We start from the raw sequence: 13,810 nt of genomic DNA on the forward strand, positions 1-13,810 counted from the left end.
GCGGATCAATCGACCGTCTCGCCCGACAAAGGAGTAGCCCTCATCGAAGGCCTGGCCTCGAACTCGTCAAACCAGGTGGCGAGCCGAGGCCGCTTTGCACGGAAGCTCGGTAGCTCGCGAAACTCAAGCCAGCCAAGAACAGTCCCCAGTGCGATATGGCCGATATGCATCGGCGAGGCGACATCCAGCTCTCGTTCCAGCCAGTCGTAACTCGCGATCAATTTCTCGATGTAGCCGTCTCGCAACGGTGCGTAGCGCAGTGCTTCCGGCCGGCGAATCGTTTCCCAGCGAACGTTGATGCCGGCATCGGCTAGCCCTTGGGCTACCGCCTGCACGCGCAACGCCTGCCAGCGGGCTTCGCCTTCCGTGGGGATCAACTTGCGCCCGCCATGCAAGGTGTCGAAATAAGCGCAGATGACATCGGAATCGAAAATCGACGACAGTCCAGGCCGAACGAGAACCGGGACCTTGCCGAGTGGGTTCTCGGCAAAGACCTGCTTATTACGCTGTGTGGGACTGGTTTCGTGATGCACGACTTCAATCTGTTCGGCGATGCCGACTTCGTACGCGAACACCAAGGCTTTGCGGGCGTATGGCGAGTGAGTTTGGTAGAGAAGCTTCATATGGGCCCGAGTAGCGTGGGAAATGGGGTTTGAGTAAGAGTTATCTGCCTATCGACAGGTATCGTGCAATACGTGCGCTACGACCGTAGTGATCCGCTTAGCGGTGGGGAGATGAAGAAATTCGTTTGGGCCGTGGGCGTTCGATTGCGGACCCAGCACGCCCGTAACCACGAATTGCGCCTGCGGAAAGCGCTCGCCCAGCATGGCCAGGAACGGAATACCGCCGCCCCCGCCGATAAGCGCGCTCGATGATCCGAAAGCTCGTCTGGATGCCTCACCCAAGCTTGTTTCCAGCCAGGGTGCGACGGGTGGTGCATGCCAGCCCTTGGACGCGAAATCGATATGAAACGACACCTCGCATCCGTATGGCGGGTTCACCTCAAGCATCGCTTGCAGACGCTGGCCGGCGGCTTCGGGATCGAGTGTCGGCGGCAAACGTAGGCTGAGCTTCAGCGCGGTGACTGGATGCATCACGGCCGCCGCGTTCGCCACGCTAGGCAGGCCATCGATGCCGGTGATCGCAAGCTGTGGTCGCCATGATCGGTTCAGAGCAAGCTCGGTCAAATCGCTGGTGACCGGCCTCATGCCTTGTGGAAATGGAAACTCATGCAGGCCTGCCCCTAATGCGGTGGCGGCTGTTGAAGCCTGGGCACGCCGCTCAGCGGGAATATCCACCTGAAATTCCGGCACGATGATGTCGCCGCTGTCGGGATCTTCCAGGCGCGAAAGAAGCTGTCGCGCGATCCGAAAACTCGACGGAACCATGCCCGAGGCATCACCGGAGTGCACGCCTTCTCTAAGAACACGCACGGTCAAAACGCCGGCGACCTGGCCGCGAAGAGAGGTCGTCATCCATAGTTGGTCATAGTTTCCGCAGCCAGCGTCCAGAGCGATGATGAGGGCTGGATTACCTATTCTCGGTGCGAGATGTTCGATGTAAAAGGGCAGATCGGTACTGCTCGATTCCTCGCAGGCCTCAATCAAGATCATGCAGCGCGGATGATCCAGGCGCTGCTCGCGTAGCGCCAAGATGGCAGTGATCGCACTGAAGATCGCATAGCCATCATCCGCGCCGCCACGGCCATAAAGCCGGTCGCCCTCAATGACAGGAAACCAAGCGCCCCTGCCCTGCGCCCAACCGGTCATCGGAGGCTGCTTGTCGAGATGCCCGTAGATGAGTACCGGCGCACCCATGTCACCGGGCACATCGATGAAAACCAGTGGCGTGCGCCGTGGCAACCGGATGGTGTCCACCGTGGCTTCCGGCACGGCATTGAGTTTTTCGCGCGCCCACCCGGTCAGCAAATCCACCGCCCGATCCATATGCCCGTTGGCGGCCCAGTCGGGATCGAATGCCGGGGATTCGCAGGGAATCGCCATATATTGAAGAAGCGCTGGCATCACGTCGGCCTCCCAGGTGCGCTCGATGAAATCGTGCAGCTTGGTGTCGTGCAACCTGGTGTCGTTTAGCCTGATGTCGTGCAACCTGGTTTCGTTTAGCTTGGGGAAATCCATACTCACCTCGATATGAGGTGAAAATGTTAGATGCGCAGTAATGATCTTTAGCCGCGATCTCCGCCTGATCTGCGCGTTTTTTCGGTGCGCGGCGCAACTTACGATGTACGACTTAGAAAGGATGGCTTATGGAACTCGATCGATTCGACCGCCAACTGCTGAACCTCGTGCAAGAGGACGCCGCACAAACGGCAGAGCGTCTGGCCGAACGAGTCAATCTATCGCCATCAGCCATTCAACGCCGTTTGCGGCGCATGCGCGAGGAAGGGGTGATCGTGCGCGAGTCCGCGATCATCGACCCCAAGCAGGTCGGGCGGCCTACCTTTTTCATTGTTTCGCTGCAGGTCGAGCGAGAGCGTCCCGAGCTATTGGCGCAACTGCGAAAGTGGCTCGCCGCGCAGGACCATGTCCAGCAGGTGTTCTACGTAACCGGCGAGGCCGACTTCGTCCTGGTCATCACCGCCCCTGACACTGAAACCTATGACGCGTTGATGTCCCGCATGGTTGGCGAGAACCCGAACGTGCGACGGTTTACTACCAATGTGGCGCTGACCGTGGTCAAACGAGGGCTGACCATACCCGTGCCATTGGACGTCGATGCATGACTCGATACCGGCGCTTATTTTGATGCTTATTTTCTGCGGAGATTTCGGATCTTTGCGGCCAGACCGCACGATGCTCCGGCAGACTGACGGACATGACTGAAACCTTGTACACCTCTCCGGCGTCGGAAACTGCCTATCTATGGGAAAACTACCGGCCGACAGGATTGATCGAGCTTCCCGCCCTGGCTCGCCTGACCAAGGTCGGCCGGGTCTTTGTGAAAGCGGAAGGAGAGCGCCCACTCGGCAACTTCAAGGCCCTTGGCGGCATGGTCGCTGGGCTGCGAGCACTCGCTCGCGCCGCCGGCGTGGCAACGCTGCAGGACTTGAATCAGGTCGATCGGGAATCATTGCCGCGGCTGATCTGCGCGAGTGACGGCAACCATGGGCTTGCCGTCGCCGCTGCCGCAAAGCGGGCGGGAACAAGCGCCACCATTTATCTGCCGATAGGCGTGAGCCAAGTCCGCGCCAAGCGGATCGAAGCTTTTGGTGGCGACGTTGTATGGATTCCTGGAACGTACGACGACGCGGTTCATAGTGCTGCAGCCGCGGTGGCGCGTGGCGAAGGGCTTCTCATCGCCGATACAAGCACTAACCCGAACGACGTTGTCGTGCAGGATGTAATGGCTGGATACGCACTTATCACTCATGAGCTTATCGCTCAATTTCGCGATGACGTGAAGGAGCGCCCAAGCCATGTATTCGTTCAGGCCGGGGTCGGTGGCTTGGCGGCGGCGATGGCTGCCGGCCTGTGGGATCTTATGCAAGAACCCAAGCGACTCTTGATCGTTGAACCGGAGTCGGCCGCATGCGTCGCGCAAGCCTTGGCCGCAGGGCACCCTGTACGCATCGTGGGCGCTCTACAAACATCGGCTGAGATGCTGTCGTGCGGCTTGGCCTCGGCTCCAGCGCTGGAAATTCTGCAACAACACGATGCACGGTCCGTAGTGATCGACGAGAGCCAACTGCAAATGGCCGCAGGTGTGCTGCGAGAGGTTGGCGGTCCTGCAACGACGCCATCTGGAGCGGCAGGGCTCGCCGGCCTCTTGCATGTCGCCGCACACACCGAACTCCGCGTGCAGCATCGGCTCGACACGAACAGCAAGGTGCTTTTAGTGGTAACCGAGGGCCTAGTTACCGATAGTCGCTAATCACGCATCGCCGTGACCAGCGTACGCACTTGCTCGACATCGCTACGCCACTCGCCTCCCTCCATATCGCTCAAGGCGGGCCGTCGATGGCGCATACCCGAAGGCCATTGATGTTTGGCCGATGCGTGAAATTCGTGCGCACCGGTCGCTATTGCCAGTTGCGCGATATTCCGCGCGCTGACACCCGCGCCCGGCATGATCGCGATCCGTCCCGCAGCCTGCACGATCAAGTCGCGAATCAACGGCGCGCCCGCAAGCGCGGTAACTTGCGCCCCAGAGGTCAATACACGCTCGCAACCGAGTTCGATCGCATCTTCCAGTGCTTGAGCAGGATCACGACTGAGGTCGAAGGCGCGATGAAAAGTAATGCTCATATGGCCTGCTGCAGCGATCAAGCTGCGGCAGCGGGCCTTATCCAGGTTGCCATCGGCGTCCAACACACCGAGCACGACGCCATCGCAACCTAACGTGGCGCAAGCCTCGATGTCGCGCAGCATAAGTTCGCATTCCAGGTCGCTATAAAGAAAATCACCGGCACGCGGCCTGACCAGCACATACAGCGGAATATTCAAGTGTTCGCGCGCCATAGCGATCAGTGCCGACGATGGCGTCAGGCCACCTAGCTCCAAGGCGGTGCAGAGTTCGACTCGCCCCGCCCCCCCTGCTTGCGCCGCAAGCGCCGAGGCGACCGAGTTCGCCGCTACCTCGAGCAAACGGACTACAGCCGGATCCAGATCGGGCGAGTGGAGCTCACTCATCTCAATACACGCTCTTGGCCGGCAACAAACCATCCTGGCGTTGCGCATCGCAAACCGCGTAGGAAAAACCAGGCTGGATGGCCCAAGCGCCTACTTCGCCATGTCGGTTCATGGCGAGAAAGCCGACCTGTAAGTCTTTCGCGGCATGCGGACGTCGTTTGACGATACGCATCACCGCCTCATGGCAGGCTTCTTGTGGCGAACGCCCCTGGCGCATCAGCTCCACCACCAGAAAACTGCCGGCGTTGCGGATCACTTCTTCGCCCACACCAGTCGACGTGGCCGCACCGACCTCGCCATCGACATATAAGCCGGCACCGATGATCGGGCTGTCACCGACGCGACCGTGCAGCTTCCACGCCATGCCGCTGGTCGTACAAGCGCCGGCGAGACGTCCATGCGTATCGAGCGCCAGCATGCCGATCGTGTCATGGTTATCGCTGCCGCCGGGGAGCGCAGCCTTGCCATAGTCATGCACTTCACTATTGATCGATGGTTTGTAATTAGCCGTTTTCAGCCACTCGTGCCAGGCCTGCTCGGACTCCGGCGTGAGCAGATCCTCTTTCTTGAAACCTTGCTCCAACGCAAATTGCAACGCGCCGTCACCCACCAGCAATACATGTGGCGTGCGCTCCATCACCTTTCGCGCTACCGAGATCGGGTGCGCGATATGCTCCAGCGCCGCGACTGCACCGCAGTTGCCGTCGGCATCCATGATGCTGGCATCGAGCGTGAGCCGCCCGTCGCGATCCGGATAACCGCTTCGACCCACACTGTGATTTTTTAGATCGGCCTCGGGTACTTGCACACCCGTCTCCACCGCATCCAGGGCATGGCCGCCTTTATCGAGCACGGCCCAGGCAGCGTGATTGGCCGCCACGCCGAAATCCCAGGTCGAAATGACTTTCGCTGATGGAGCCTTGGCGTGCAGCCCGGTATGGGCCCTGGCGTTGTCCGCTAGTGCCAATGCGGACGCTCCCAACAAGGAGGCTTTGAGGAAATCTCTGCGATCAACCATTCACTCTCTCCATCAACCAAAAGCCCCGCGTCATTCGACGCGGGGCTTCTTTGTAGCATTCATCGGGCACTTGCAGATCAAACAATCTCTTAGATCGGTTCGACATCCGCTGCCTGCGCGCCTTTGGGGCCGTTCGTGACATTGAACTTCACCTGTTGGCCCTCCTGCAAGCTACGAAAGCCCTTGGCCGCGATCGCCGAAAAATGAACGAAGACGTCAGCCCCACCACCGTCTTGCTCGATGAAACCAAAGCCCTTGGCGTCATTGAACCACTTGACCTTACCGGTATTCATTGCATGAACCTCTGAAACATGGATTGGATGCGCCAGGCTGACGCACTGAACCACACCCCCTCCGGTCAGCCACCCCTGGCACCCCGAAAGTATCAACATGTTTGATAGGCAGACGCAATATGCGGATCCGTATGGATATCGTAAAACGAGGTGGCTTGCTCAGCTTTTGAGGAGTGCCGCAAGAATGGCCGGCACCTCGGCGGTTGCTGCCGCGAGATGGGCGAAAATTTCCTCGATACTGATTTCCGCCTCGTCGCCGCAACCGGCGGCGAAGTTCGCCACCAGCGCCAGGCAGGCGTAATCGATTTCAAGCTCACGGGCGAGGGTTGCTTCGGGCATGCCGGTCATGCCGACCAGATCGCAACCGTCGCGTTTCATGCGAGCAATCTCGGCGCGGGTCTCTAATCGCGGCCCTTGAGTCGCTCCATAGCAACCGCCATCAATCACTGCGCGGCCGGCTTGCCCCGCCGCCGTAATCAAGGCACGGCGCAGCGACTCGGTATACGGCTCGCTGAAGTCGATGTGCTTCACTTCGGCACCGTCCACATCGCAGTAACTGGTGTAGCGACCATGGGTGTAGTCAATAATCTGATCGGGCACTACCAGCACCCGCGGCCCCATATCGGTCCGGATGCCACCCACCGCATTCACGCCGATCACTCGTCGTGCGCCCAGCGAGTGCAAAGCCCATAGGTTCGCGCGATAGTTCACGCGGTGCGGCGGCAGGCTGTGGCTTTCGCCATGGCGTGCCAGAAACGCTACGCGACGGCCGGCGAAATCACCGACGACGACGTCTCCCGAGGCCGGACCGTAGGGCGTATCCAGCGCATGACGCTCGGTATGTTCCAGCCCTGGAAATTTGTAGAGGCCACTACCGCCAATCACAGCCAGATCAATAGTCACGATGTATGTCCTGCGTTGCCAAAGGAGATCAGGTACGCAACGCGGCGAGACGCGCGGCATACCCTTGTAGATGTCGCGCCAACGCATCGCGCGTGCGTTCGTCGTTCAAACGCCCGTCGACGATCTTGGTATGCGCCTGGAACACCAGCACCTCGCCTTGCGGCTCGGTCTGCGCCCCGGCACGTCGCAGCACGAGGCGTAATTGGTCTTGCGCGCGTACCGTGCCGGTAATGCCGGGACTCGCACCCATGATACAAACGAGCTTGCCGGCCAGCGGTGCCGTACTGCGGCTTTTGCCGCTACGCGAAGCCCAGTCGATCGCGTTCTTCAATACACCGCTGATGCCGCCGTTGTATTCCGGGCAGGCCAGCAATAGTCCGTCGGCATCGGCGATCGCCTGCTTGAATGCCGCTACCGGCTCGGGGTCGCCCAACTCTTCCACGTCCTGATCGAATAGCGGCAAACCGTGCAGGCGATGAATCGCGATCTCCATCTCGGCAGGCGCCAATTCCTGCGCGGCGTGCAGCAATGCGCTATTGAACGAAGCCGCGCGCAGGCTGCCCGAAATGCCGAGGATTTTCATGCGTACGGTTCCTTGCGCGATAACAAGCAGCGATTATTTCAATGCATAGATCGCCGGCAGGTTGCGCCCCTGCTCGTGGTAATCCATGCCGTAGCCGAACACATAGCGATCGGGCAGCTCCACGCCGTTGAAGTCCGAAGCGATGCCCTCGACGAGACGGTCATGGCGCTTGGTGCACAACGTAGCTACCAGCACCCGCCGCGCACCACGGCTCAAGCAATCGTCACGCACCGCCTTGAGGGTGTGGCCCTCATCAAGAATATCGTCGACTAATAAGACGGTGCGTCCTTCGAGCGACACCCCTGGCTCACGCAGCCAATGCAGCTCGCTGCCTTTGGTCTCACCGCGGTAGCGAGTGGCATGCACATAGTCAAATTCAAGGTCGGTGCGAATCGCCAACGCCAGTTGACCGGCGAAGATCAACGCGCCCTGCATGACGGTAAGAAACACCGCGCACTCGCCATCCAATACCGCATCGATCTCTCGCCCGAGATGGGCGATCGTCGACTCCAGTTCGGCATGGCTATACAACAGCTCGGCGTCAGCCAATGCAGCCGTAAGCGTTGGAGCATGTTTAGTCATACCAATCCCTCATCAATGTCTAATGCAGTGACCCGTGCGATAAATCGATCGCGCTGCGGGTTATCGGTAAGCCCTTCCCAGGTTGCCCCGATCGCGCCGCGTAAAGCAGCCAAACGCTCGGGCGCGCCGACGGAGTGATGCTTCACAGCAGCAATGGCTTCTTCGACGACATCCGGAAAGCAAGCCAGCACCAGATCGCAACCAGCCGCCAGATGGGCTTTTACACGACCATCGACACTACCGGCGGTACCCGCCGCAGCCATGCTGATGTCGTCGCTTATCACCGCGCCGCGAAAACCCAACTCGCCGCGCAAAATCTGCTCGATCCACACTTTTGAATAGCCGGCCGGTTGCGCATCGACCTCGGGATAAACCACGTGCGCCATCATCACCGCTTCGACGCTTGCTTCAATGCACTCGGCAAAGGGATGCAGATCGTTGCGGCGAATCTCATCCAACGGGCGTGGGTCAATCGCGTGCGCCTTATGCGTATCGGCTGCCACAGTGCCATGCCCGGGAAAGTGTTTGAGTACCCCAGCCATGCCGCCCAGATGCATGCCGCGCACGTAAGCTTGTGCCAATTCGGCCGCAGCGGCGGGATTGGCGTGGAACGCGCGCGAACCAATCGCGGCATTGCCACGGGCTAGATCCACCACTGGCGCGAAACTGAAATCCACTCCGATCGCACGCATTTCGCTCGCCATCACCCAGGCGTGCTCTTCGGCCAAACGCACCGCCTCGGCGGGGTCGCGATCGTAGACGGCGCCGATCTTGGCCAGCGCCGGCAGGCGGGTAAAGCCATCGCGAAAGCGCTGCACCAAGCCGCCTTCTTGATCGACAGCGATTAATATGTGCTCACCGGCCGTGTCGCGAATCGCCTCGATCAGGGTGGTCACTTGCTCGCGTGAGGCGAAGTTACGGCTGAACAGCAGCACGCCCGCGACGCCGGGGGCGACCAGCCACCGACGCTCGACATCGGCAAGCTCAAGGCCGGCAAGCCCGATCATTAACATGACTGATCCAATCGAGTCTGATCCAATAGGGCTTGATCCCATTCGGTTTGACCTGCGTCAGGCCTGACCACCGCATCGACAGCATCCCGCTCAGCCAATGTCCAGCGGACATACGGATGGTCGCTCAAATTGACGTTGTAATAACGTGGCAAAGTACTTACCTCGCGTCCTAGCCAGGCCGGTCGTGGATAGCTCATATCGGGTGCATCTAGCTCAATCTCGGCGACGATCAACCCTTGATTGTCGCCGAGAAATTCGTCGATCTCGAATAGCGCACCGTCGACCACGACATGATGGCGAATCTTTTCCAACGCCCCTTTGCACAAGCTCGACAACATAGCCTCGGCATCGGCCAGCGGCACGGGATACTCGTACTCATCGCGTTGAATGCCCAGCGTGGCCGACTTGATATTGAGCCAGGCCTGTTCGCCCGCCCGACGTACCCGTACAGAGGCGCTGGCGGTGCCATCACGCACGGCTTGGGCGCCGACCAGATAACCCTGGACCATACGCTCGCTATGTTGCACCTGCGACCGCCAGGCATCGCTTTGCAATAGGAATTTACGTTCGATCTCGATGCCCATGAGTAGTACTTATCCTCCGATCACCGTTTCAGTCACGCTCGAACAACGCGATGGATTCCACATGTGCCGTATGTGGAAACATATCCATGACCCCTGCCGTTACCAGGCGGAAACCATGGCGCTGAACCAGGATGCCGGCATCGCGTGCCAATGAACCCGGATGGCATGACACATAGACGATACGCCGAGTGCCTTTGCGCGGCAGGTATTCCAACACCTTATCGGCACCGGCACGCGGAGGATCAAGTAATAGCTTGTCCCAGGATTGCTGTGCCCACGACGCGGCACGCTGGTCTTCAAACAAGTTGGCGACCTGGAAACTGGCATTGGCAATGCCATTACGCGCGGCATTCTGTGCTGCGCGTTCGACCAGGCCATGCTCGCCCTCCACGCCCATGACCTCAGCGACGCGACGGGCGATAGGCAAAGTGAAATTACCCAGGCCGCAAAACAGATCCAGTACCCGATCGGTCGGCTGCGGATCGAGCAATGCCATGGTGCGCTCCATCATCCGCTGGTTCATGCCGGCGTTGACCTGCACAAAGTCGAGCGGAAGAAATTCCAGCTCGACATCGCTGATGGCGGCATCGGCGCTGGCAATACGAAACGCCAGTCGCGGCTGCTCAGGCCACAGCGGGTGCACACTGCTGATACCGCCCGGTTGCAAGTAGATCGCAAAATTGTGTTGCTGGCCAAAAGCAATCAACGCGGCCTGATCGGCAGCGCTCAACGGCTGCAAGTGGCGAAACACCAACGCCATGGTGTCATCGCCGGCGGCAAACTCGATTTGCGCAATATCCCCTGCCGCGTCCATACCGCTGATCAACTGTGCCAGCAGTCCGATCTTCGGCCCTAATGCCGGATGCACAATTTCGCACTGCTCGATGTCGGCGACGAAGCGCGGGTTGTCTTCTTCGCGAAAACCGACCAACACGCGCCCTTTTTTCACCACGTTGCGTACCGACAACCGACCTTTGCGGCGATAACCCCACGGCTCATCGGTAAGCGGCGGCAACCATGACTCCGGACTGACCTTGCCGATCCGGGCGAAGTTTTCCTCAAGCACGCTTTGCTTGGCGGCAATTTGCGCTTCGGCATCGAGATGCTGCAGCGAGCAGCCGCCGCATTGGCCGTAGTGCCGGCAACGCGGCTCGACCCGATGCGGTGAACGCACCAGCAACTCGACGACATCCGCTTCGTCATAGTTGCGATGGCGCCGGCGTATGCTTAATAGCGCTTGTTCGCCGGGCAACACGCCACTGACGAATACGGCTTTGCCGTCGATATGAGTAACGCCACGACCGTCATGGGTGAGGCCGGTAATAGAGGCTTCGAATGTTTTCATCGCAAAAACTGTACGCGCCTGCATCGGCAGATCCGGACGCGATCAAAGCCGTGAAAGGCAGCACGTTGAAAGAAAAGGAGACGTGACAGCAGGTTTACTTCTGCGTCCAGGCGCCCGAGGGGTTCTGATAATACCAGCCTGCGCGGGCATGCTCGATCCAGCCCTTGGCGAAGGTGGCGCGAATCTGCGCTTCCCATTCGGGGTGATTATTGGCATTGGCCACTTCACGATACAGCGCACTGCGATCACGGTTCTCGTCGGCTACCGTGGCGGTCACTTCGGCGCGCTGATTGAGCGGCACTTTAGCCGCGTCACGCACCGCGACCAGACCATCGCGCGTAAAACCGGTCGCGCCACTGTCCATGAGCGCGCTCAAACCACCTTGCATGCGCTCTCTCATACGCTGACGGATCGTTTCTGTCGTGCTGGTCTGAATGCGGATATCCGGCGTATCGGCCGCATAAGCTGCCGGAATCAACAAATCGAGCAGCATCGCCGAGGGGCGGCCACTCTTCTTTGGCGCTGCGGGCGGATTGCTCTTGGAGTTGTCGGCCGGCAAGGCTGCCCCGGCATTGTTGAGCACTGTACCAATGAACTGATCGGCGGCCTTTGCAGCCGCCGCCTCAGGAAAGTAGACATTGATGGTGACGCAACCCACTAGCGCAACGAACAGCGTAGTCAGCAACCCATAGACGAGCTTGCGCATGATCGACTCCAGTGAGCGGTCTAAATAATAGATGGTAAGTACGTGATAAGCGTAGCAGCGGATCTTAGTCCATCGCAGATTCTATTCAGCGCGGACTCCATTCAACGAATTTCCGGCGTCGCCCCTTCGATAGCTGCTTTCAAGCGGTGTAGCAGGGTCGGCCAGTCGACTTGGGTTTGATGGCCGATCACTTGCAGACGCGGTATACCGCTGCCTTCGACGATAGTGTAGCCGTCGCCCTCGCTGTCCAATCCACCCATGTGGCAAACCGTGCCTTGCAAGGTGCAGTTAAGGCCGATGCGTTTATAGCCGAATGTTTTGAACAGCTTCAGTACCGCACCTTGCAAGCCGGCCGCGATGCCGCCACCGCCCATCGAGGTCAAATTGTTCACCGCACGCTGACTGATCCGGCCACCGCCATTGGCCAGTAGTTGCGCTTTGAATGCGACCGGGTTCCAGTCGACCAGACGAAGCTGATCGACCGAACCGTCCAGGCGACCGGTGATGCTGCCGAAGTCGAACACGCTGGTCATGGCACCCAGATCGAGCTGACGCAGGCTTATGTCGCTGGTCCATACCGGGCTGGGCCCGAACGGTTGCTGCAAGGAAAGCCGGGTGATATCGACAAAGCCGTCAAACACATTGACGGACAGACCGCCCGCCAGTTCAAAACGATCATCCACCCAGCGCAAGGCCGGGATCGCGCCACCAAGCGTGCCGGGGAATTCTGGCCAGCCCACCGTGCGGCTGAAAGCCGCCATGTCGATGCCAGTCAAGGTCAACGACGTCGCCAAACGCTGCCCCTTGAGCGCGGCGGGTCGCCACTCCAGGTCGGCTACGCGCAATTTGCCATTAAGCACAGGGATTTCCAGCGCATGTTGCAGGCTCAAGTCGCCGCCACGGCTTTGCCAGTGCGATTGCACCGCCCCATTGGGAATGCGATAGACCTGCAGCGCCCGCCACCCCAACGTGGTCGCGGGCCGCTCGCCTTGTGCCGCCCAGTCCAAACCGCCGCGCAGGCCGCTTACGGCGAGTCGGCCATCGCTATCGGCCGCATCCAGGCCCTCGGTATCAAAACTAAAGCTATGCAGCCCGTCCGCGGCCATGTCGAGGTTGCCATTGAGCTGCCCGGTAATGCGCATACCACGCATACCCAGGGTGGTCAGCCAGGCTTGACCGTAGCGCTGATAGGCCGCGGGGAAATGCGCCTGCACCCGATCGAGTTTGAGTTTCTGTAGCTGACCCTTGGCGTCGAACGCCATGGCGCCGTCCAGTTGCAGGGCATCGGCGTCACTCACGCGCAAGCGGCTCAACTCGAAAACACCCCGGTGACCACTGGCATCGAGCCCGAGTTGCACGGGGTGCTCCGGTAGCTTGGCGTAGATCGGACCCAGCAGCAGTTCACCACCACGCAAATTGGCATCCAAATGGATCCGCGCCGGACCGCCGGTGGTATCAATGTTGAGACGGCCATTGCCGTTCACGCTTTGCCCGGCCAAGGTACCGGCAGGCGTATCAAAACCTGCGCCGTCAAGAGAAAACTCGCCTGAGGTCTGAATGCCGTTGTCTTGCAGATCCAGCGCCAGGACCGCATCAAGCCGACCACCGGTGACACGGCCGGACCACATCGTGCCGAGCAGGCCTTGCAACCAGCCGGCAGGCAGGCCCTTCAAACTGATCTGGGCATGGCTGGGCTGATCCAGCGGCAAGGCGGTAGTGAGCTGGGTTTTGCCCTGGTTGAGATCAACCTGCAAGGTGTTGGCAGATTCGTCCACAATCAGGCTCAATTTGGCATTGCTCAAGGCGCCACCCGGCGCCCCGGCAAGCTGCACCGTGCCATCGAATAGCCAGCGCATGCGTGGATCGCGCTGTAGCGCCCCCTGCATGTTCAGGCCAATCCGACGCCAGCCCATGGCGGTCACGTCGGCCTTGGCCGCGCGCAGACTGAGGGTGAGGCCGCCTTTACCGTCCTCGCCGATCTGTGCCTGAACATCTTGCAACCGCACTCCTGGCACACTGACCAATTTGGCGTTCAGCAAGACGTCCGCCTGTGCGGGCACGGCTAGGCCGACCCCGAACAGGAAGCAAAAACTGAGCAATAGGTGGCTTGATGTGAAACGCATGTCGCGCCATT

Annotated in this window: 15 protein-coding genes; 2 read left to right on the forward strand and 13 right to left on the reverse strand. The window is 60.0% G+C overall.

The features are described from left to right. Positions 1–5: 5 nt before the first annotated feature. Both DVJ77_RS01290 and DVJ77_RS01295 read right to left on the reverse strand, forming a co-directional pair. Positions 6–623 (reverse strand): glutathione S-transferase family protein, encoded by a 618-nt coding sequence (locus DVJ77_RS01290; RefSeq protein WP_114843656.1) that lies wholly within the window; start codon positions 621–623, stop codon positions 6–8. Positions 624–671: 48 nt separating this feature from the next. Beyond that, positions 672–2,138: a M20/M25/M40 family metallo-hydrolase gene (locus tag DVJ77_RS01295; protein WP_114843657.1), complete on the reverse strand. Its 1,467-nt coding sequence runs from the start codon at positions 2,136–2,138 to the stop codon at positions 672–674. Positions 2,139–2,266: 128 nt separating this feature from the next. Here DVJ77_RS01295 and DVJ77_RS01300 point away from each other — a divergent pair, with 128 nt between their 5' ends. Both DVJ77_RS01300 and DVJ77_RS01305 read left to right on the forward strand, forming a co-directional pair. After that, positions 2,267–2,743 carry an Lrp/AsnC family transcriptional regulator gene (locus DVJ77_RS01300; protein ID WP_114843658.1) on the forward strand — a complete coding sequence of 159 codons (477 nt, stop codon included), beginning with the start codon at positions 2,267–2,269 and terminating at the stop codon, positions 2,741–2,743. Between the two features lie 92 nt (positions 2,744–2,835). Further along, positions 2,836–3,891: a pyridoxal-phosphate dependent enzyme gene (locus DVJ77_RS01305; protein ID WP_114843659.1), complete on the forward strand. Its 1,056-nt coding sequence runs from the start codon at positions 2,836–2,838 to the stop codon at positions 3,889–3,891. Here DVJ77_RS01305 and DVJ77_RS01310 read toward each other — a convergent pair. The 11 genes from DVJ77_RS01310 to DVJ77_RS01360 form a co-directional block, all read right to left on the reverse strand. Continuing rightward, positions 3,888–4,649: a copper homeostasis protein CutC gene (locus tag DVJ77_RS01310; RefSeq protein WP_114843660.1), complete on the reverse strand. Its 762-nt coding sequence runs from the start codon at positions 4,647–4,649 to the stop codon at positions 3,888–3,890. The two genes, DVJ77_RS01305 and DVJ77_RS01310, sit on opposite strands and share 4 nt — an antisense overlap. Position 4,650: 1 nt before the next feature. Next, positions 4,651–5,667, reverse strand: coding sequence for a glycosylasparaginase (locus DVJ77_RS01315; protein ID WP_114843661.1), 1,017 nt, complete (start codon positions 5,665–5,667; stop codon positions 4,651–4,653). Positions 5,668–5,756: 89 nt separating this feature from the next. Then, positions 5,757–5,960, reverse strand: a complete 204-nt coding sequence (locus DVJ77_RS01320; RefSeq protein ID WP_114843662.1) for a cold-shock protein — start codon at positions 5,958–5,960, stop codon at positions 5,757–5,759. Between the two features lie 159 nt (positions 5,961–6,119). Continuing rightward, complete coding sequence (locus DVJ77_RS01325) at positions 6,120–6,863, reverse strand: S-methyl-5'-thioinosine phosphorylase (RefSeq protein ID WP_225427712.1); 744 nt, start codon at positions 6,861–6,863, stop codon at positions 6,120–6,122. Positions 6,864–6,891: 28 nt separating this feature from the next. Then, entirely contained in the window at positions 6,892–7,446 is a 555-nt protein-coding gene (locus tag DVJ77_RS01330; RefSeq protein WP_114843664.1) for an NADPH-dependent FMN reductase, read from the reverse strand. Between the two features lie 33 nt (positions 7,447–7,479). Next, the gene (locus tag DVJ77_RS01335) at positions 7,480–8,028 is read right to left on the reverse strand and encodes a hypoxanthine-guanine phosphoribosyltransferase (protein ID WP_114843665.1); all 549 of its coding nucleotides are present in this window, start codon (positions 8,026–8,028) and stop codon (positions 7,480–7,482) included. Next, positions 8,025–9,041 carry a beta-N-acetylhexosaminidase gene (gene nagZ, locus DVJ77_RS01340; RefSeq protein ID WP_114843666.1) on the reverse strand — a complete coding sequence of 339 codons (1,017 nt, stop codon included), beginning with the start codon at positions 9,039–9,041 and terminating at the stop codon, positions 8,025–8,027. Before nagZ ends, DVJ77_RS01335 begins: the two co-directional genes overlap by 4 nt. Further along, positions 9,035–9,625, reverse strand: a complete 591-nt coding sequence (locus DVJ77_RS01345; protein ID WP_114843667.1) for a CYTH domain-containing protein — start codon at positions 9,623–9,625, stop codon at positions 9,035–9,037. The genes nagZ and DVJ77_RS01345 overlap by 7 nt, the downstream gene beginning before the upstream one ends. A gap of 28 nt (positions 9,626–9,653) precedes the next feature. Further along, positions 9,654–10,994 (reverse strand): 23S rRNA (uracil(1939)-C(5))-methyltransferase RlmD, encoded by a 1,341-nt coding sequence (gene rlmD, locus DVJ77_RS01350; RefSeq protein ID WP_380037757.1) that lies wholly within the window; start codon positions 10,992–10,994, stop codon positions 9,654–9,656. 70 nt (positions 10,995–11,064) lie between these two features. After that, on the reverse strand, positions 11,065–11,676 hold the full coding sequence (locus tag DVJ77_RS01355) for a YdbL family probable chaperone protein (RefSeq protein ID WP_114843668.1): 612 nt from the start codon (positions 11,674–11,676) through the stop codon (positions 11,065–11,067). Positions 11,677–11,777: 101 nt separating this feature from the next. Continuing rightward, the gene (locus tag DVJ77_RS01360) at positions 11,778–13,799 is read right to left on the reverse strand and encodes a translocation/assembly module TamB domain-containing protein (RefSeq protein ID WP_114843669.1); all 2,022 of its coding nucleotides are present in this window, start codon (positions 13,797–13,799) and stop codon (positions 11,778–11,780) included. Between the last annotated feature and the right edge of the window lie 11 nt (positions 13,800–13,810).

It is taken from the genome of Dyella tabacisoli, from assembly GCF_003350925.1.
Classification (GTDB): Bacteria; Pseudomonadota; Gammaproteobacteria; order Xanthomonadales; family Rhodanobacteraceae; genus Dyella_C; species Dyella_C tabacisoli.

Bases quoted from the DNA above. Each gene is read 5' to 3' on its own strand.
- DVJ77_RS01290 (WP_114843656.1), bottom strand. From the start codon at position 623: ATGAAGCTTCTCTACCAAACTCACTCGCCATACGCCCGCAAAGCCTTG.
- DVJ77_RS01295 (WP_114843657.1), bottom strand. From the start codon at position 2,138: ATGGATTTCCCCAAGCTAAACGAAACCAGGTTGCACGACATCAGGCTA.
- DVJ77_RS01300 (WP_114843658.1), top strand. From the start codon at position 2,267: ATGGAACTCGATCGATTCGACCGCCAACTGCTGAACCTCGTGCAAGAG.
- DVJ77_RS01305 (WP_114843659.1), top strand. From the start codon at position 2,836: ATGACTGAAACCTTGTACACCTCTCCGGCGTCGGAAACTGCCTATCTA.
- DVJ77_RS01310 (WP_114843660.1), bottom strand. From the start codon at position 4,649: ATGAGTGAGCTCCACTCGCCCGATCTGGATCCGGCTGTAGTCCGTTTG.
- DVJ77_RS01315 (WP_114843661.1), bottom strand. From the start codon at position 5,667: ATGGTTGATCGCAGAGATTTCCTCAAAGCCTCCTTGTTGGGAGCGTCC.
- DVJ77_RS01320 (WP_114843662.1), bottom strand. From the start codon at position 5,960: ATGAATACCGGTAAGGTCAAGTGGTTCAATGACGCCAAGGGCTTTGGT.
- DVJ77_RS01330 (WP_114843664.1), bottom strand. From the start codon at position 7,446: ATGAAAATCCTCGGCATTTCGGGCAGCCTGCGCGCGGCTTCGTTCAAT.
- DVJ77_RS01335 (WP_114843665.1), bottom strand. From the start codon at position 8,028: ATGACTAAACATGCTCCAACGCTTACGGCTGCATTGGCTGACGCCGAG.
- nagZ (WP_114843666.1), bottom strand. From the start codon at position 9,041: ATGTTAATGATCGGGCTTGCCGGCCTTGAGCTTGCCGATGTCGAGCGT.
- DVJ77_RS01345 (WP_114843667.1), bottom strand. From the start codon at position 9,625: ATGGGCATCGAGATCGAACGTAAATTCCTATTGCAAAGCGATGCCTGG.
- rlmD (WP_380037757.1), bottom strand. From the start codon at position 10,994: ATGCAGGCGCGTACAGTTTTTGCGATGAAAACATTCGAAGCCTCTATT.
- DVJ77_RS01355 (WP_114843668.1), bottom strand. From the start codon at position 11,676: ATGCGCAAGCTCGTCTATGGGTTGCTGACTACGCTGTTCGTTGCGCTA.
- DVJ77_RS01360 (WP_114843669.1), bottom strand. From the start codon at position 13,799: ATGCGTTTCACATCAAGCCACCTATTGCTCAGTTTTTGCTTCCTGTTC.